The sequence below is a fragment of the Paenibacillus sp. CF384 genome (genome assembly GCF_900106745.1).
Taxonomy (GTDB): domain Bacteria; phylum Bacillota; class Bacilli; order Paenibacillales; family Paenibacillaceae; genus Paenibacillus_Z.
Genome location: NZ_FNNV01000018.1, coordinates 154,638 through 173,550 on the forward strand (window position 1 = coordinate 154,638; position 18,913 = coordinate 173,550).

The 18,913-nt window shown below is 50.9% G+C and carries 19 protein-coding genes; 15 read left to right on the forward strand and 4 right to left on the reverse strand.

Translation table 11 applies throughout. The features are described from left to right. Window positions 1-103 precede the first annotated feature (103 nt). Window positions 104-1,312 (reverse strand): MFS transporter, encoded by a 1,209-nt coding sequence (locus BLW29_RS25025; RefSeq protein WP_090984745.1) that lies wholly within the window; start codon window positions 1,310-1,312, stop codon window positions 104-106. A gap of 185 nt (window positions 1,313-1,497) precedes the next feature. Here BLW29_RS25025 and BLW29_RS25030 point away from each other — a divergent pair, with 185 nt between their 5' ends. The 12 genes from BLW29_RS25030 to BLW29_RS25085 all read left to right on the forward strand — a co-directional run bounded on the left by BLW29_RS25030 (window position 1,498) and on the right by BLW29_RS25085 (window position 14,179). After that, window positions 1,498-1,953, forward strand: a complete 456-nt coding sequence (locus BLW29_RS25030) for a hypothetical protein (RefSeq protein WP_090984747.1) — start codon at window positions 1,498-1,500, stop codon at window positions 1,951-1,953. Between the two features lie 60 nt (window positions 1,954-2,013). Continuing rightward, the gene (locus BLW29_RS25035; protein ID WP_090984749.1) at window positions 2,014-3,195 is read left to right on the forward strand and encodes a transglutaminase-like domain-containing protein; all 1,182 of its coding nucleotides are present in this window, start codon (window positions 2,014-2,016) and stop codon (window positions 3,193-3,195) included. A gap of 22 nt (window positions 3,196-3,217) precedes the next feature. After that, window positions 3,218-5,305 (forward strand): peptidoglycan D,D-transpeptidase FtsI family protein, encoded by a 2,088-nt coding sequence (locus tag BLW29_RS25040; protein ID WP_371264788.1) that lies wholly within the window; start codon window positions 3,218-3,220, stop codon window positions 5,303-5,305. A 431-nt stretch (window positions 5,306-5,736) separates the two neighbouring features. Continuing rightward, a complete protein-coding gene (locus BLW29_RS25045; RefSeq protein WP_090984751.1) occupies window positions 5,737-6,489 on the forward strand; it encodes a Cof-type HAD-IIB family hydrolase in 753 nt (250 codons plus the stop codon). A 7-nt stretch (window positions 6,490-6,496) separates the two neighbouring features. Next, window positions 6,497-6,973: a DUF456 domain-containing protein gene (locus BLW29_RS25050; protein ID WP_090984753.1), complete on the forward strand. Its 477-nt coding sequence runs from the start codon at window positions 6,497-6,499 to the stop codon at window positions 6,971-6,973. A gap of 19 nt (window positions 6,974-6,992) precedes the next feature. Further along, window positions 6,993-7,715, forward strand: coding sequence for a ThuA domain-containing protein (locus tag BLW29_RS25055; RefSeq protein ID WP_090984755.1), 723 nt, complete (start codon window positions 6,993-6,995; stop codon window positions 7,713-7,715). A gap of 21 nt (window positions 7,716-7,736) precedes the next feature. Next, window positions 7,737-9,380: a putative polysaccharide biosynthesis protein gene (locus BLW29_RS25060; protein WP_090984757.1), complete on the forward strand. Its 1,644-nt coding sequence runs from the start codon at window positions 7,737-7,739 to the stop codon at window positions 9,378-9,380. 122 nt (window positions 9,381-9,502) lie between these two features. Next, window positions 9,503-11,140 (forward strand): copper amine oxidase N-terminal domain-containing protein, encoded by a 1,638-nt coding sequence (locus tag BLW29_RS25065; protein WP_090984759.1) that lies wholly within the window; start codon window positions 9,503-9,505, stop codon window positions 11,138-11,140. Between the two features lie 36 nt (window positions 11,141-11,176). Continuing rightward, entirely contained in the window at window positions 11,177-11,527 is a 351-nt protein-coding gene (locus BLW29_RS25070; protein WP_090984761.1) for a thioredoxin family protein, read from the forward strand. Window positions 11,528-11,686: 159 nt separating this feature from the next. Further along, window positions 11,687-12,613, forward strand: coding sequence for a COX15/CtaA family protein (locus BLW29_RS25075; RefSeq protein ID WP_371264789.1), 927 nt, complete (start codon window positions 11,687-11,689; stop codon window positions 12,611-12,613). Window positions 12,614-12,667: 54 nt separating this feature from the next. After that, a complete protein-coding gene (locus BLW29_RS25080) occupies window positions 12,668-13,363 on the forward strand; it encodes a Cthe_2314 family HEPN domain-containing protein (RefSeq protein ID WP_371264790.1) in 696 nt (231 codons plus the stop codon). A gap of 27 nt (window positions 13,364-13,390) precedes the next feature. After that, entirely contained in the window at window positions 13,391-14,179 is a 789-nt protein-coding gene (locus tag BLW29_RS25085; RefSeq protein ID WP_090984799.1) for an SDR family oxidoreductase, read from the forward strand. A gap of 85 nt (window positions 14,180-14,264) precedes the next feature. On the opposite strand, the gene BLW29_RS25090 is transcribed toward BLW29_RS25085, so the two are convergent. After that, window positions 14,265-14,510: a NifU family protein gene (locus BLW29_RS25090; protein WP_090578360.1), complete on the reverse strand. Its 246-nt coding sequence runs from the start codon at window positions 14,508-14,510 to the stop codon at window positions 14,265-14,267. A gap of 90 nt (window positions 14,511-14,600) precedes the next feature. On the opposite strand from BLW29_RS25090, the gene BLW29_RS25095 reads away from it, so the two are divergent. Continuing rightward, complete coding sequence (locus BLW29_RS25095) at window positions 14,601-14,873, forward strand: YuzB family protein (RefSeq protein WP_090984765.1); 273 nt, start codon at window positions 14,601-14,603, stop codon at window positions 14,871-14,873. A 35-nt stretch (window positions 14,874-14,908) separates the two neighbouring features. Here the strand turns inward: BLW29_RS25095 and BLW29_RS25100 are convergent, their stop codons facing one another. Both BLW29_RS25100 and mqnE read right to left on the reverse strand, forming a co-directional pair. Then, entirely contained in the window at window positions 14,909-15,976 is a 1,068-nt protein-coding gene (locus tag BLW29_RS25100; protein WP_090984800.1) for an NAD(P)/FAD-dependent oxidoreductase, read from the reverse strand. A gap of 161 nt (window positions 15,977-16,137) precedes the next feature. Next, window positions 16,138-17,241 (reverse strand): aminofutalosine synthase MqnE, encoded by a 1,104-nt coding sequence (gene mqnE, locus BLW29_RS25105; protein WP_090984767.1) that lies wholly within the window; start codon window positions 17,239-17,241, stop codon window positions 16,138-16,140. A 286-nt stretch (window positions 17,242-17,527) separates the two neighbouring features. Between mqnE and BLW29_RS25110 the strand changes: the two genes are divergently transcribed. Both BLW29_RS25110 and erpA read left to right on the forward strand, forming a co-directional pair. Further along, entirely contained in the window at window positions 17,528-18,172 is a 645-nt protein-coding gene (locus BLW29_RS25110) for a PAQR family membrane homeostasis protein TrhA (protein ID WP_090984769.1), read from the forward strand. A gap of 137 nt (window positions 18,173-18,309) precedes the next feature. Continuing rightward, the gene (gene erpA, locus BLW29_RS25115) at window positions 18,310-18,672 is read left to right on the forward strand and encodes an iron-sulfur cluster insertion protein ErpA (protein ID WP_090984771.1); all 363 of its coding nucleotides are present in this window, start codon (window positions 18,310-18,312) and stop codon (window positions 18,670-18,672) included. The last annotated feature ends 241 nt before the right edge of the window (window positions 18,673-18,913 follow it).

An 18,913-nucleotide genomic window follows, 5' to 3' on the forward strand; every position in this document is an offset into this window, starting at 1 on the left:
ATGATGTCTAACAGGGCGTTTGGGGCTCTGCTTCACTTTGAAAAGCATCTAGCCTCTTGCCACACTGTAATGTATGCCCCTGAGTGATAACAGCCCTGTGCAATTACCCAGTTCCGGAAAAATGGGCGCTGGAGCTTGATCCGCCCGCTTTGGTGGGCGAAGCATAGAAGGGGAGCACGCAAACGGCAATCATGAGGCTGAGGAAAGCAATATAATAAGGCGAGATGAATTCGCGTAACTGCCCAGCAAGCATCGGGCCCATGAAAGCGCCGATGGAGAAGGCGATGGATAAGATCGAGAACATCCGGCCGTACCGGGCTCCGCCGCTTCGTTCGATGAGGAGCGAGGAGAGCGCCGGGAAGATGACGCCTTTGGCCATGCCGACGAACAACAGCATGACCATGAAGGGAAGCGGGATACCGGCTGCGATGGCGAAATAAGTGAGTGCCAGCATGAAGGCTCCCCAGAGCGAGCGAAGAAACGGCGAGAGCTTGTTGAGGAAAAGCATGCTGAGCGTGAATAGTGCGCCAAGGCTGACGATGGAGAACAAGAGCCCCGTTGTCATCATCCCTTCCTTCGTCGTTGACATGAGCGGCAGCTCGAAGGAAAGGATGCCTTGGGCGCAGCTCATCGCAATCGGCAGCACGAAGATCAGCCATGGTATGGGAGGCGCCGGCTCCTCCTTCGTGGCTCCCCGCATGCCAAGCGCCTCAGCATTCGCTTGCGTTGCCAGCGCTGTGGAGTCAGGCGTAGTAGCCTTCAGCGGGGCTAATTCGCGGATAAAGAACATGGCGCAAGCAGCTGTCGCGATGAGAATCCAGCCGAGCACGGTGAAAGCCGTCGTGAACCCAATCTGGGCCACGAGATAAGCGCCGACTGCGGGCGAGATTACCGATGCGACGGTGTGCACAAGGCCATTGCCGGCCATGAGCTTGCGCTGCCGGATTTGGCTTGTAGCAATGCGTGCGAGCAGCGACATACAAGCAGGCGACAGAAAGGCGAGTACAAATCCACTGATAGAACGAAGCACAAGCAGCTGCCATGGATTCGTCACCATGGCTTGCAGCAGCAGGATGCCGCCGGCTGCAGCCAGGCTGAAGACGATGAAGAGTCGGCTGCCGTAACGGTCGACCCCATAACCGGCTATGAGATTGCCCGGCAGATGGGTGATGGAGTAAAGTCCCATCATCAGCCCGATAAAGGACGGTGCCGCGCCGAGCGAGACGGCAAACGGGGTCAAGATGGGATACTGGGCATGTAAATCAAAGAATGCCACAAACAGAAACAAATACAGCCAAATCGCAGTTTTCACGGGAATCCTCCTTCGGATTTGCATAAGCGCGCAGCGATATCAGTGTGGACAGTATGTTACTACTTGTACGCTTGGCCAGGCCGTGATATGTCTCACGGCGTTCAGTTGGTTTACGGTGGTAGGGTCATGGGTTATAATGTTTTGTATGTAGACTTTTTGGCAGGTATAATGGAGGAGACCAATCGATGGGCTTGGATTTTAACTATGATTTGGACACGTACGTACAATTCTTCAAGGACAAATGGCTGTTTCTGGTTATCGCGCTGGTTGTGCTGTTCATCGTCGTTCGTATCGTTAAGACGGTCGTGAAATGGCTTATCGTAGTGGCTATTCTTGCAGGCGTCGTATTCTATAGCGGACATTCGCTTGAAGAATTGAAGAATCTCGGATCCGAGCTCGGCACGAAGGTTGCGGACAGCGTGAAGCAAGAGGCAATCTCTGCGATGGCCGGCGAAGCGCAGGATGCTACATTTACAACGAACAGCGACGGTACGTTTACGGTGAAAACCAAGAACTTAGCGCTGGACGGAACGCCTGGCCAGAAAGAAGTGAAAGTGACCTTCCGGGGTACGCCGCTAGGCACTTGGAAGATTGATGCGACAATCCAGTCCTTAATTGATCAAGCAAAGAAGAACGTCTAGTCTAGTCGAAGGCAAGTTTATGGACAAGTCTACGTTTAGGCGATGGAAGGAGGCTTCATCATGAATGCTTGGGTCGCTCCCTTATTGAAACCGGAACCGGTTGCGCTCATGGTGCTGATTATCCTGCTTGGCTCATTCATTCAAGGCATGAGAAGAGGTGCGTCGGGATCCGCGAAGCACCTTTTCTTTTTTATTTGGCAAGCGGTTTCGGTCGTGATTGCGCTCGTGCTTGCCGGTAAAGGAGCATCGCGGCTATCGCCGGTAATCCGTGATTGGCTGGAAGGCAGACACATCGTCGTGCCGCAGGAAGAGCTCAGTGCGGGGAAAGAGTTATGGTACACGGTCGTGACCAGCCTGCGCGACTTTGAACTGCTTCGGTTCGGCGTGCTGTTTCTGATCTTGTACACGTTCGTTCGATACTTGCTTCGGTTGCTGGAGCCGCTATGTTACATGCTCTATGATGCGGTGATGCGGCCGGCGAACCAGGCGGATCAGGTGATTCGGCGGGGCCGGGCTTCCGCATACGGCAAGCTCTCCGGAACTGCCAGCAGGACAACAGGGGCATTAATCGGCGCACTGCTGGGCGGTGGACGAGCTTTTCTCGTAATTGCCGTACTGTTTGTGTATGTTACACTTGCTCCACATGCACTTGGGGCGGATGCCATTCGAGCGTCTGCGATCTATGCGAAGACGGCTGCAGAGCTGCTGGACCCGGTTGCCGGCGATGTGCTGAAGCGCGGACCGGTCATTACCGATGCGGTTCAGGCGGAGTTTCGCCGTGTGCTGCAGCGCAAGTATGAGGTAATTGATGCAGCGGTCCCTGCCAACATCGAGGCTGCTGCGGCAGAAGTGACGAAACAATCCGATGATGACGAGGCGAAGGCGCGGGCACTCTATGATTGGATCGGTTCACGTATTGCATATGACTGGGATAAAGCCAATAATTATGTAGAGCACGGTGTTTGGAAAGAACAAACGCCAACTGAAACTTTTGATACCCGAAAAGGCGTCTGTATAGATGTGGCTAGATTGTATGCGGTGATGGCTCGTTCAGTCGGGCTTGATGTGCGTGTCGTTACGGGACTCGGCGCAACAGGCAACGGCAGCTATGGACCCCATGCTTGGAATGAGGTGCGTTTGGCAAGCAGCGGTGCTTGGATTCCGCTTGACGCAACATGGGCCTCCTCAGGCGACTGGTTTAACCCGGCTGGGTTCTCGAGCACGCATATAAGGGAAACTTGACCGTGTAGAAAGGAGATTTACAGTGGTGCAGGATGATCCGCAGAAGCGGGAGATTGTGAACCGGCGAAATTTTTCGTTTCGGTTGAACTTATTCTTTTTTGCTACGTTTGCTGTTTTCAGTATTCTTATTGTTCGGCTAGCAATTTTGCAGTTTGTTGATGGGCCCTCTCTGCGTGAGGAAGAAGAGAAACGGGGCTCGAAGGATGTCCTGATCCCGCCGATTCGCGGTAATATCTATGACTCGGGCGGTGCGCCGATTGCCTATTCGACTTCGACCCAGTCGCTGCATTACAGCATAGAGCCGGGTATGAAGAAGGCAGATTCTATCGCTATTGCCGAGAAGCTGTTTGAAGTTTTTCAGAAATACGGAAATCCGAAGACTGCTGTGACATTAGAGCAAATTATCAAAAACATGGATCTGGATTATAAGAAAAATACGGTGACCGTCCCTAGACGCATCAAGAGCGGGCTGACTCAGCAGGAGATCGCCTACTTCATGGAGAACCGCGATTTGTTTCAGGGAATCGATATCGTAGAGGAAAGCATTCGTCATTACGATACGAGCCAGTTTGCCGTCCAATTGGTCGGTTACTTGAAGAAATTCGGCGGCGGTGCCGAGAATAATCTGTACAAGGATCGGGCCAAAACCGATGATCCTCGCCTAAAATATTTGCAGCAAGAGGATGTCGGCTACGACGGCCTGGAGTATATGTTCCAGGATGTGCTGCGAGGCAAGAACGGCTTGAAGACGTATCCGGTGAACGCCGCAAGCCGAGTGATTGGGCCGCCGGTCATTACGAAGCCGGATAAAGGCGATAACGTATATTTGACCATTAATCGTCATGTGCAGGAAGTTACGGAACAAGCGATTATGGATCAGCTTCATTTCCTGCAAACGACCTCGGATCCCGATCGCCATGAGAAAAATGCGAAGACCGGCTACGCGGTAGCGATGGAAGTGAAGACCGGCAAAATCATCGCGATGGCCAGTATGCCGGATTACAATCCGAACATCTGGGAAGGCGGCACGATCAGCAAGGATGATTATGACAGCATCCAGTATGTGCTGCAGAATGGTACGATCAGCTCGGTAATCGGTCCTTACAGCGATCCGAAGGAGCAGCGTAAACATCCATCCTCGGTAGTCTTCCTGGGCTCGACGCAGAAGCCGTTGTCTATCCTGATCGGGCTAAACGAGAAGCTGTTCACGACGACGCAAACGTATACGGATACCGGTTCGTTCTTCTACGGTCGAGAGGGCAGTACCCGCCGCAGAATCGGGAATGCCAAAGGGCATGTGTACGGTGTGCTCGATCCGGCCAAAGCCATCGCGAAATCCTCCAACCCCTTCATGGCCAAGATGGTCGGGGATGCGCTTTACAGAAAAGAGCCGAAGAACGGCGTTGAGATCTGGGATTCCTATGTGAAACAATTCGGCCTTGGCGTAAATACCGAGAGCGGACTTCATAACGAGAGCAAAGGCGTTATCGGGTACTTCCATGAGAAAGAAGCAGCCAGCGTGCAGTCTGCGTTAATTCTGGCTTCTTTCGGCCAGATGGGACGATATACGACGCTGCAGCTTGCCCAATATGCAGCAACGCTTGCCAGTCACGGCAAACGAATGAAGCCGCAGTTCGTGAAGGAAATCCGCGATGCGGATGGCAAGGTTGTGCAGGGCTTTCAGCCTGAGGTGCTCAATACCGTTAATTTCCCGGAGAAATATTGGGATGAGATCGAGGACGGGATGTTGAATGTTAGCGTAACGGAGTTCAACAACGCACCTTACAAGGTGCTCCGCAAAACCGGTACTTCACAGCAGCAAGTTAGTGGAGCAACCGTTGAGAACTCTGTATTTATCGCGTCGGCTCCAGCGGAAGACCCAGTCATTGCGGTAGCGGTCGTTATTCCGGAAGGCGGCTTTGGCTCGTATGGAGCCGCGCCTGTTGCGCGCAAGATTCTCGATGCGTACGACGATGCCATCGGTCTGAATGGCGTGCCGAAGAAGCCGAAGACTCCGGTGACGCCTCCGACGAACGGGACAACAGGCACCACCGGAACGCCGGCCGGCACGACAACAGGGAACGGCAAGACGGATACAGCGACACAATAAGAGTAGCATACAGTTTTATATGGAGTTGTCCCGAAGTCAAATTGGCTTAGGGGCAGCTCCTTTTTTATGAGAACCGATAAGTTGCACATGAGAAACATTTTTGCATAAGATAAAACATGAAAGGATGCCATCCACTACCGCAAGGAGGGATCCATATGCGCCGTTCCAAGAAGCACGCCGCCCTTCGCCGCCTGCTGTACGCTATTTTATTTCTTACCGGTACACTTCTAGGGGTATAAGAGCAAGATGGAACACAAAAAGCACAAGATTGAATAACGCGTTTACGTGCAGGACTCACTATAATTAGAAAAGTAACTAGGCGCGATTGCCGCGGACGTTCATGGAGCAGGTTTGGATTCTGTTCAGAGTGTGCTAGAATTGGTACATTGATCGGTTGCAGCATCTGCAGTTCGCTTTATAGGGAGGGCTTCATGGGAACAATCAAGCTAGTCGCACTCGATATGGATGGAACATTGCTTAACGATCGGCAAGAGATTAGCAGTGAAAATGCGAAGTGGATTCACCGAGCGCTGGATGCCGGCGTAACCGTTTGTTTCGCGACCGGACGAGGCTTTCCGAGCGCACTGCCTTATGCAGAGCAGTTGAAGCTGGATACGCCGATGATCACGGTGAACGGTGGAGAAATTTGGAAGCGTCCGCATGTGCTTCACAAGCGCACATTGATGTCGGCATCCACATTGAAGAGGCTCCACAAGGAAGCATTGAAGTATCCGGAATGCTGGTACTGGGCTTATTCCACGATGGGGATCTACAATAAGGAACAGTGGATCGAGCCTGCCGGCGACTACGAGAATCATCATTGGCTGAAATTCGGTTATCACACCGAGGATGCGGCAACGCGCGAAGCGATTCTGAGAGAGACTTCAAGCTGGGGCGGGCTGGAAATTACGAATTCTTCGCCGTGGAATTTGGAGATGAATCCGGAAGGCGTATCCAAGGCTTCGGCTATTCGCGAGCTGTGCACGCTGCTAGGCATCGACATGTCGGAGGTTGCCGCAATGGGCGACAGCTTGAACGATATCGCGATGATCCGCGCCGTCGGCCTAGGCGTTGCGATGGGCAATGCGCAGGATGAAGTGAAGGCCGCGGCGGATGTCGTCACGGTGCATCACAACGAGGATGCGGTTGCGCGAGTGATTCAGGACTATGTGCTGAGAGGATGAGTACAGCATGGAGATCGCCGGTTGGATCTTAGTCATCATCTTGTTTGTAATTGGTATGGCCGGAGCCATTTATCCGATTCTGCCGGGTGCGCTTGCGATCTACGCGGCATTCTTCGTCTATGGCTTCTTTATCTCGTTCTCTCCGTTTGGCTTCTGGTTCTGGACGATCCAATCGCTCATTGTTGTTGCGCTGTTCATAGCGGACTATGCCGTCAGTGCGTGGGGCGTCAAGAAGTATGGAGGCTCCAGGGCCTCGGTGATTGGCAGCACGATCGGACTGATTATCGGACCGTTCGTCATTCCTGCCTTCGGTATCATTCTTGGACCGCTGCTTGGCGCGGTAATCGGTGAGCTGTTTACCGGCGCGAAAGTGGACAAGGCCCTCAAAGCAGGGCTTGGTGCGGTAGTTGGGTTGTTCTCCAGCATGGTCGCCAAATTTATTATGCAAGCGGCTATGATTATTATTTTTATCATTTGGATCTAATTTGAGGAGGCGCACGAAGTTGATTAAAGTAACGGTATGGAACGAGTTTATGCATGAGAAAACGAACGAAGCGGTCATTAAGGTTTATCCGGACGGGATTCACCAAGCTATTAAAGCAGGTATCGGTACAGATGGTTTCGAAGTTGCAACAGCTACATTGGAACAGCCGGAGCACGGCTTGTCGGAAGAAGTGCTTGCGAATACGGACGTTCTGATCTGGTGGGGCCACATGGCTCACGATAAAGTGGAAGATGAGATCGTTGAGCGTGTACATAAACGCGTTATGAATGGCATGGGTCTGATCGTGCTTCATTCCGGTCACTTCTCTAAGATCTTCAAGAAGCTCATGGGCACTGGCTGCGACCTGAAATGGCGCGAAGCCGACGAGAAAGAGCGGATCTGGACCGTTAACCCGGCTCATCCGATCGCAGCAGGCATTCCGGAGTATTTCGAGATGGAGCGCGAAGAAATGTACGGCGAACACTTCGACATTCCGCAGCCGGATGATCTCGTATTCGTCAGCTGGTTCGAAGGCGGCGAAGTCTTCCGCAGCGGCTGCACTTGGCACCGCGGCCAAGGTAAAGTATTCTACTTCCGCCCTGGTCACGAGACGTACCCGACTTATTACAACGAAACGATCCTTCAAGTGATTAAGAACGGTATCCGCTGGGCGGCTCCATCCAATGCGGCTGCACCGGTTCGTGGTCACCATCAACCGCTTGAAGTCATCAAAGCGAAATAAAGCTCGTGGTCAGGAGAACCAATGGTTAAAAAGGATTCTTTAATTAAAGGAACAATCATACTCGCAGCGGCAGCGCTGGTCGCCCGGTTTCTCGGGATCTTCCAGCGCATTCCGCTGGACTATATGACAGACAGTAATGGCGGCGGTTATTTTACCGTCGCTAATAATATTTATTTAATGCTTCTTATCGTAGCAACCGGTGGCATCCCAAGCGCAATTAGCAAAATGGTCTCTGAGCGTTATGCACAGGGCCGTCCCGATGAAGCGAAGCGGATTTACAAAGCGGCGCTCTTATTCGGTTCCATCACCGGTGTGGTCATCACGATTCTGCTGCTTATATTTGCTCCCTTCTATGCGACGCATATCGCTGAGAACCCCGGCGCTGATTTGGCCGTCCGGGCCATTGCGCCAGCGCTGCTGTTCTTCCCGATCATTGCGATGATGAGAGGATACTTCCAAGGTCGTCAGCTTATGGCAGCCGGAGGCATCTCTCAGATCATTGAGCAAATTCTCCGTGTTATTACAGCGGTAGGCTTAGCTTATATCGTACTTGCTTGGGGCTGGGGACAGAGCTGGATCGCGGCCGCTGCGACCTTCGGCAGCGTGTTCGGGAGTGTCGGCGCTTTCTGCGTGATGTTATTCTACGCCAGGAAGCTGCGCAGACATGATGCGCTGGAGAAAGCCGCGGCTCCGGTGGCGGAGACGAAATCGGCTGCTAAGACGGGGCGTGCACCTCTGTCTTTCAAGACGATTTATAAGGAAATGTTCCGAATATCGGTGCCGATCGTCATTACCTCGATGACCGTGCAATTTATTTATTTCTTTGATACGTCGCTCTTCATGAAGCTGACGCATGGGTATTACAATGCTGTTGATGCGCGCCAAACGCTCGACTGGCTTGGGTTAAAGGCGCAAGCTTTGGCGGGCATTCCACCGATTCTGGCGATCGCACTCAGTCAATCGATGATTCCGGTTATATCCGCCGCTTACTCCGTGCGTAATATGACAGAGGTAGAGCGTCAAGCCTCGCTTGTCATGCGCATCGTTGTCTTTACCGGCGTACCGGTTGCGCTCATTATGACGATTGCCGCTACGTCGATTAATGGTTTGCTCTTCGCCAATACGGGCGGTAGTTTGGCTATTGCTGCATTGACGGGCGGAACGATTTTCCAAATTACGATGATGACGAGCAATACCGTTCTAACCAGCATGAACAAGCCGCATATGCCGATGCGGCATGCTCTGATCGGAATTGTCGTGAAGGTTGTGACGAGTCTCGCTCTGGCGCCGTTCTTGGGCGTTTACGGTCTGATCCTCTCATCGACGATTTGCTTTATGACGATTGCTTCGCTCAATTTCCGCGCCATTCGCAAGGAAATTTCGCTGTCCATCCTCGGACGGCGTTGGGTCGGCTATGCCATTACAATCGTGGTGGCATCCGGCGCAGGCTGGCTTATCGATTATATATGCAGACACTATATTAGCGGGATCCCGGCTAAGCTGACCTTCCTGATATCCTGTATCGCTGCAGGAGGTATCTCGTTCGGACTTTATGTCGCGCTGCTTGTGCTGCTTCGTGTCGTGAAGGCCGAAGATGTCCGGCAGTTCCCAGGTCCGCTGCGCAAGCTGCTGAATCCGCTGATGCGAGTTGCGGCGCGCTCTTAACTTACTGGATTGTTATTCCCACAAATTCCTCTTCATGGTAAAATGGACCTTAGTCTTTTTACCGCTGGAGAGGAGTTTTTTTATTGAAAAAGTGGCCTAGGTTCTGGAGGAATTCATGCTTATTGCTCTTATCCCTTCTTGTATTGGTGATGGCCGGATGTCAGGCACTCGGCGGCGTAGACTTCAATGCGATGCTGAAGCAGTCGCTGAAGGTTACCTCGTATGAAGGCAGCCAGTCCGTGGAATTCAAGCTGCTGTTGAAGGATAATGCGCTTGCTGATGCTACAGATGAAGAGAAGGCAGTGCTCGATTTGATATCATCGGTCAAGCTTGAGCTTGATCATGTGATGGTCGCGCAGGCCGGTGCCATGTCCGTTAAGGGCAAGCTGTCGCTTGGCGAGAAATCCATTGCGTTTAACGCTCAGATGGATGACAAGCTGACTGTCATTGACCTTGAAGGGGCGAAACGCCCGATTGTCTTACATATGGCTAGTCTGATTGGTTCGGAGGAAGAAGGCGGATCAGGGGGGCTTAACGATGCCACAGAAGCTAAGCTGACGGAAACCGCCAAGCAGATGATGGATGTCGCGGGCGATTATGCGATTCATAATTTGCCGAATCCGAAGCACTTGTCCGTCAATGTCGGGCAAGAGCAAGTAGCCGGCGAAACCGTTAGCGGGATGAAAATTCATGCGGAGCTGACGGGAATAGAGCTGTGGGATTGGGCGCAATCCTACGTAGATGCGCTTCTCAGCGATAAGGATGGACTGAAAGACATGCTCACCCAATTGCTCGATCTGGTTCAGAGCCAGAGCGAAGCCCTGCAATCTACCGGTGCAGAGAGCATATTCGGTTCGCTGCCTGAAGAAGAGATCGATGGGGAGAGCATAGAGGAAGCGACCGACAGCGTTGTGGAAATGCTCACAGAGCTGAAGGACGGAATCGCTGAGACAGAGCTGAATAGTCAAGAGGAGCTTAATCAGATCTTTACCAAAGACACGTATGTGAAAGGCGATCTGTTTATCGACAGCAAGCTTGATATTCGCAAGTCGGTGATCGAGGCTTCGATCAAACCGGATCTGGCAGCGCTGGATGCTTTGGCAGATAAGGAAGCTGCAGCTGCAGATCAAGCAGCTGTGGCTGTTGTTGGTGAGGAAGAATTTGATGACGTTCATATAGGAATAGGAGAGCTGGAAGGCTCCTCACCGATTGAAGGCATCTGGCTCAAAGTGACGAGCGATCGCTGGAATGTGAACGGCAGCGTGACGCCGGATCAACCGACAGCTCCGCGTCTTGCGATCGATGGCGAGCAATTGATGGGGATGGAGGGTTACGAAGTTCTTCGCACGCTCGAGCCGGATTCCGTCTTATACAGCTTGCTTCGGGACCAAGCGCATATTAGTAAACAAGCGATTACAATGTATGCGGCATACAGTGCAACTCCGCCGATTATTACGCCTGACGGCATAACGCTGATTCCGCTTCGCCGAACTGTTAACGGCTTTCATGCAACTATTCGGAAGGAAGCAGGCACACTAGTCGTATACGATGATGCGACCGGTTCTAGGCTTGGGATGAGAACCGGCAGCAATAATGTTAAACTAAACGGAAAGACCGTCAATTGGAGCTTCCCGCCTACGGTCATTAATGGTGTCACTTATGTACCGGCTCGCGATTTCGTGAAGGCGTTCGGCGGAACGCTGCAATGGAATACCGACGATTACGAGGATGACTATCTGGTCATTTCACGCGAGCCTTAAGCAAAGCCTGAACATTGAAAGGAGTACAACATTATCATGCAGATGATTACAACTGAACAAGCATTCCGAGATGCCGTAAATCGCGAGGATCTCGTAACGGTAGCGGTTTTCAAGACGACCTGGTGCAAGGATTGCCATTATATCGAGCCCTTCATGCCTGATATCGAAAGCAGCTATGGAGATCGCATTCAGTTTCTGCAAATCGATCGCGACGATTTGCCGGATCTGTGCAGCGAATTGAACATTCTTGGCATTCCAAGCTTTATCGCGTTCAAGAAAGGCCAGGAGCTTGTTCGTTTCGTCAACAAGCTGCGCAAGTCACGGGAGGAAATTGAGCAGTTTCTGGATCGGGCCGTGCAAGTGGCGGAAGCACTTCCAAGCACATAACGAATACCAGGGTCAGGGAAGCCCGCAATGTGTCCGAATTGGCGCAGAGCGGGCATTTCTGTCTCGAGCTAAGGGCTGTCTGTGTTCACAGTTTGAACATGGTATTTGCCTACATAGTTCGTTATAATTGAGGTGATTCTTTCCGGAAGTTAGGTGGATATGTTGAATTCTAACCGATATCGTGCACTTGCGATTGTAACGTGCATAGGGATGTTTTTAGTGTTGATTGCCGGTGCGCTTGTGACGAATACAGACTCCGGTCGCGGCTGTGGAACGGATTGGCCGCTATGTAACGGCAAATTTATACCGGCGTATACGCTGGAATCGTTAATCGAGTATTCGCACCGATTGATTAGCGGAGGCATCGGCCTGCTTGTGCTTGCGACATTTATTGCAACGCTGAAGTGGTACCGCAATTACAAAGAGCCGATTATTTACGCGTCAGGCTCAGGATTCTTCACGTTGTTGCAGGCTTTGCTCGGCGCTGCTGCGGTTGTATGGCCGACAACGCCTGCCGTACTGGCCCTTCACTTTGGGTTCTCTATTATGGCCTTCATGTTTACGCTGCTGCTTCTCCTATGGACCGGCAGGATGAAGAGAGGCGAGCTAACGGACAAGCCTGCTGCTCCTGTACCCCAATCCGTGTTTTACTTGTCATTAGCTATTCTGATCTATAGCTATGCCGTTATTTACTTAGGTGCCTTTATCCGGCACACCGATTCAGCGGGCGGATGCATAGGCTGGCCGCTCTGCAACGGCGACCTTATTCCCGATATGCAAGGCGCCACAAGTTACGTCTTCATTCACCGTGTTGCTGCCGCCGTACTGTTTATTTTGATTACCTGGTTAATGATGCATGTGAAGCGCGTAGCAAGCGGCAATCAGGCGCTTCGCAGTTCGATATTTATCGTTTTCGTGCTTGTCATCAGCCAAGTGCTGAGCGGAGCACTGCTTACGAAGACGATCGGCAATGAAGATTGGTTTGTTTTCACAAGCATATTGCACAATATCATCATCTCCATTCTGTTCGGGATCCTGTGCGACTTTATGATTCGAGCATGGAAGTGGCGTGAAGGACGAAGTTAAATGCATCTCTAAGAAGACAACTTGTAACTTCAGGAGGACTGCCTAGTGCTTAGAATGCTGTTTGGTGAACCGCCGCGTGTCTCGGATGGCAAACTGCTCGAAACTTTGCAAGCGATGGAGCAGTACGCTGCTGCGCTTCATAAGTTAATCGAGCGGAGTCATGATGAGAATCACAAGCTTCGCAAATACGAAATTTACACACTTGGTCTTATTTCCTCGCTGGATGAGCTTGAGCAAAGTCAATATGCAGCCCGCAAATTCAGCGGCATGATCACGTCGGCTTCCTATTCGGTTATGTCGCCTGAAGAGCAGTTGAACTATCACCGCTACGTGTACTTTGACAAGAATGCCTTCATCCGTCTGTTCTCGCTGCTTGATAAATTAGGGACGCTGATGAACGACTATCTTGGTTTACAAACAGAGCGGGTCAAGCCGCATTTCTCGTATTTCACCGTGCTGCGTACGATGGTGCAGCGCAAGGCATATTCAGAGCTGGCGCTGCCTTTATTCGAGCTCAAGGAGCTTGGTAAACCGACGATGAACCGAATCCGCAAACGGCGGAATACGGAGATCCATTTTATGAATTCGGAAATGCAGGACGATCTCAGACAAAGCCATGATTCATATTCAGAGCAGCATCAACTGGAGAATATTTCGCAGCAAATGAGCGATCTGGATGAAATGATGGATATGGTGCTGGACACATTGAAGCTAACCTTTCACCATGCTTATCGCCAGATGAGAAAATGATCTGAACTTGGGAGGGTGCCCATGGAGCTGAAAGGACGAACGGCTTTAATTACAGGCAGTGCGAAAGGTTTAGGCAAAATGACAGCGATGTCACTGGCTCAAATGGGCTGCGACATCGTGCTGAACTATAAATCAAGCGAGCAGGAGGCGCTCTTGCTCGCTGAGGAAATTACTCGGCAATTTGGTGTTCGTGCAACGGCAATCGGCGCAGACGTCGCCGTTCAAGGCGATGTCGCTCGTCTGGCCGCAGAGGCGCAGGCATGGTCGCAAACCGGCAGCATTGATATTCTGATCAATAACGCCGGCCCATTCATTCGCGAGCGGCGGTTATTTGCGGATTATACCGCAGAAGAAGTGATCGGCTTGGTTAACGGCAATTTGCTTGGCGTCATGCTGCTGGATCACCACATGCTCGCAGGGATGCGTAAGCGGCAGTGGGGACGTATTATCCACTTCGGCTTCGGTCATGCCGGAGAAGGCCGTGCATGGCCTCACAGAGCCGTCTATGCTTCTGCCAAGACGGGTCTTGTATCCTTCACGAAGACGCTGGCTGTCGAAGAGGCAGGCAACGGCATTACGGTTCATATGGTTTGTCCGGGCGATATTCGCGGCGTGAACAAGGAGAGGACGATCGCGGAGGTTTCCGGTGAGCAAGATGATGAATCGCCGAGAGGACGTCCAGGAAGCGGGGAGGATGTCGCCCGTGTCATCACGTTCCTCTGCTTGCCGCAATCGGATTATTTGACAGGGAATATCGTCGATGTAACCGGAGGCTTCGATCCGATTAAGACCTCCATTAAAACATCATCCAACTAAACAAAAGAGTCTTGCCGTATCCGCCTTAGAGGCGGGATAACGGCAAGACTCTTTATTGTAAATAATGGGTGAAGAGGTTAAGAGATTAGAATACTTGCATAACCTCTTGTACGCCTTCGACTTCCTCAAGCAGAGCGCGTTCGATCCCTGCTTTAAGCGTAATTGTCGAGCTTGGGCAGCTGCCGCAAGCACCCACCAAACGAAGTTTCACGATGCCGTCCTCTACGTCGACGAGTTCAACGTCGCCGCCGTCGCGCTGCAAGAACGGGCGCAGCTTGTCAAGAACATCCAAAACTTCATCGTACATTGTGCTTTGTGCATTTTCACTCATTGCAATCCACTCCTTTCTCCCCTATTATAGTACAAAGCAGAGCAATTGAAAATGGATATCAACCACTCAAGTGTAGGTGACTAAATAAAAATGTTAAAAACTATGATAGAATTTTGTGCTAGCAATATGCACCATGGCACCGACCGTCTCATGAAGAAACTAGAGGAAAATCCGGATTATGATGTGATCGAGTACGGCTGCCTGGGCAATTGCGGCGAATGCTATTTGGCTCCATTTGGTCTCGTGAATGGCGAGATCATCGCCGGCGAAACCATTGAAGAGCTGGAAGAACTAATGATGAAGGCCATTGTGAAGCAGCAAGCTGACCGTGAAGCATTAGATCGACTTATCGACGATATGTGACCAGTACTACCAGTTAGGTTCCATATCTTACTAGTTTAGCCGAAATGATGCTTCGACATCCATAAGACACCGCTTTTGAGGACACGTGGCACGCGGCCCATAAGAGGGGTACGGCCCATGAGTCCGAAGCCGGCTTTTTTACCAAGTGAGCCGAGAACGCCTTTAAGCTTGATTTTGCCAAGTTTGGGTGTTTTGCCGCTCCATATCGCCTGCATGACTTCTGCAACCTGTTTGCCTTGCCCTTCTGCAGCCTGTGCGCTTGGCGAGAACGGCAGGGAGGCGCAGTCGCCGACGATGAATACATCATTGTAATCCGGCAGCTGGTGGTGCTCATTGATGATGAGACGGCCTTGTGCGTCCTTCGGCAAGTTCATACGCTGAACCAGCGCAACAGGTTGAATACCTGCAGTCCAAACCGTTACGTCAGACAGAATAGGGCTTGGATTGTTCAGGTCATACAAGCATCCTTCTTCAAGCTTATGCAGCGAAACATGACCACGCATTTCCACTTCATGCTCGATAAACCACGATGAAACATATTCCTGAAGCTTACCCGGGAATGCAGACAGAATGCTCGGTCCGCGATCGACGATCCGGATATTGAGGTCAGGACGGCCTTCGCGCAGCTCCGATGCTACTTCTACACCGCTCAAACCACCGCCAACAATGGTTATTTGTCCGTATGGCTTCACATCGTTTAGTGCCAAATACGTTTTACGTGATCCGGAGAACGTCTGAATGCTGTTGGAGTAGAGCTCCGCACCATCAATACCATGATATTTGTCCGTACAGCCAAGCGCGACTACGAGCCACTCGTATTCAAGCGGATCTTGACCGGCAAGCTGGATATGCTTCGCATCCAAATCGATATCGGTTACTTCGCCATAAGTTACAATTAAACGCGGATCGGAAGGGAATGCAACACGCAGATCAATATCTGCAGCAGTTCCCGCTACTAAAGAGTAATACTCCGTTTTCAACCCTTGAAACGGCATACGGTCAATAAGGACGACAACTGTGTCGTCTGGCAGTTCGCCCTCCAGCAAGGAGTGGGCGACTGTTAGTCCTCCATAACCGCCGCCAAGAATGACAAAACGTTTCATCTTAATCCCAACTTTCTCTGTGTGCAATAGAAATCTTCTGCATTTCGTTAGTTATGCGGCGCCGGAAGCCGGCGTCCGCTGTTTGCTCTTACTCGTAGTATATGCCTCTGCGACCTTAGCCATCAGTGCTTGTCCTATCCAATAACGATGCCAAAACCTGCTTATTCGAAAACCTTCACTTCGTTGTAGAACGTATCGCGCTCAACCGGAATACGACCGGCCCCTTTAATGAGCCAGATCAAATCTTCGCGCGTAATGCCTTCAGGCGTAAGTGCGCCAGCTGCATGGCTGATCCGTTCTTTTACCATTGTGCCGTGTACGTCGGAAGCGCCCATTGTAAGGGCAACTTGTGTGAGTTGTGTACCAATGTTGATGAAATACGCCTTAATATGCTGGAAATTATCAAGCAGCAAGCGGCTGATCGCAATGGCCTTCAAATCGTCAAAGGCGGAATTACGTCGGCGGATGCTTGCTTTGGGGCTGATTGGCTGCATGGAAAGTGGAATGAACACTTGGAAGCCGTTCGTTTCATCCTGCAGATCACGGATTTGAAGCATATGGTTGACGCGATCTTCGGTTTTCTCGACAGATCCGTAGAGCATCGTTGTGTGTGTGCGAAGACCCAGATTATGAGCCGTGCGATGTACCTCAAGATATTGGGAAACATCGGCTTTGTCTACGCGCATCTTTTTGCGGTATTCGTCAGACAGAATTTCGGCGCCGCCGCCCGTTAAGCTTTGCAGGCCGGCTTTCATAAGCTCTTGAATAACCTCTTTGTAGCTTAGGCCGCTAATCCGCGAGAAAAAGTCGATTTCAGCTGCAGTGTACGCCTTGAGCGCAACATTAGGGAAACGATCATGCAACGCTTGAAGCGAATCTACGTAGTACTGGAAAGGCACATGCGGGTTATGGCCGCCGACGATATGGAATTCGCGTACATCCGGATGAATATGCTTCTCCACATACTCGATCATTTGCGCGCCGGTAAGCGTGTAAGCACCTTCTTGACCTTCATCCTTGCGGAAGTTGCAGAACGCACAATGAGCTTCACAAACATTTGTGAAGTATAAGCTCATATTCTCGATAAAATAAACTTTCCGACCGTTCTTCTTGAGATTGACTTCGTTCGCCATTTGACCGATGGTGAGCAAATCGTCGGAACGATAAAGAAATTCTCCATCTTCCCGATTGAGACGTTCGCCAGCACGAACCTTCTCAACAATAGCTTGCATTCGTGTAGCATCTGTAGGTATTACGACATTCATAAGAGTATCCTCCCAGTCCGCCGGGCACTCATTTACAGGTCCGGTGTATAATGTATAAATTGAAAAAAAACAACATTGTGAAAAAAATTACTTACCCTCACTCCAAGAACCCCACACAAATAACTTCCCTTATTATAAACCTCATCATGAAGAGCGGCAACTATTAAGTCATGCCAGAGGACCTAATGGATGGAAGCAGCAGGAGGCATCTTCCTTTCGATCCCATGCCATTTGGGTTACAATAAGGAGCAGCGTCGAAACAGTTAATAAGAATGAGGTGGACTTCATGGCGAATACATATACGTATTCTCGCAGGGAAGAAGTAGCTAACGCGATCACGCATGGCCTAGGTGCTGCACTAAGTGTTGCTGCGCTGGTGCTGTTAATCGTGTTTGCTGCAATGAAAGGAAATGCTTCGCATGTGGTCAGCTTTACGATTTACGGCTCCATGATGCTATTATTGTATATTTCGTCTACACTCGTTCACAGCTTCCCGGAAGGGAAAGCGAAGAATGTGTTTGAAATTATGGATCATTCCTGCATTTATTTATTCATCGCCGGAACGTACACGCCGATCGTGCTTCATATTGTGCAAGGTGCGGCGGGATGGACGCTGTTCGGCATTGTATGGGGGCTCGCATTGTGCGGCGTTGTGTTCAAGGCGTTCTACGCCTCTAAGTTCCTCTTCACGTCCACGCTGCTTTATATCGCAATGGGCTGGATTATCGTATTTGCTTGGGGGCCGCTTAAAGCGCATCTGGCGCCAGGTGGACTGCAACTGCTGATTATCGGCGGCGTGTTGTATACGGTGGGGACATTATTCTATGTTTGGCGCAGCTTTAAGTATCATCATGCCGTGTGGCATTTATTTGTACTTGGCGGCTCGGTGCTGCATTTCTTCGCCATTCTGCTCTATGTGCTGCCTGCGTAACCATCACAATTGGGTTGTCCGTGTATTGAGTCCTTCTGCGATGTGGAGTATACTATAAAATATATAGTGAGTTTATTACGTAACCAAATCAGTGAGAGTTTGACTCCGTCAAACTCCCTATTTTCAGGAGGGATACCATGATTAATATAAGCGAGACTGCAAACGAGAAAATCAAGGAAATGCTGGAGGCTGAAGAGTCACCTGAGTTGTTCTTGCGCATTGGCGTGAAGGAAGGCGGCTGCAGCGGATTCTCATACGGCATGGGCTTCGATGACGAGCTTAACGATACAGACAAAACGATGGAGTTCAGCGGGTTGAAGGTTGTCGTGGACGGAGACAGCGTGAAATACCTGAACGGCCTTGAAATTGACTACAAAGAATCCGCAATGGGCGGAGGCTTCACGATTAACAATCCGAACGCATCTGCAACATGCGGCTGCGGTTCGTCGTTCAGAACGGCAACAGATGCGGGTAAACCTGCAGAAGCCGGCGAATGCTAATTGTTTGAAAGTACGAAACCTCCTGGGGATTGAGTCCCGGGAGGTTTTTTTGTGCTAAAAACCCGTTGAAAAGAATTGATTCGGTGGAAAAAAAGTTTAACGGTTGCCAGCGTGGCTATTTCATGAAAATCAGCCATTTTGAACGGCTAGCTATGATGAACGTAAAAACAGCCCCGTATTTGCTTCAAGTCGTAGGTTAAGAATGGAAGTAGAACACATCCATTTTCAGAGCTACAAAGCA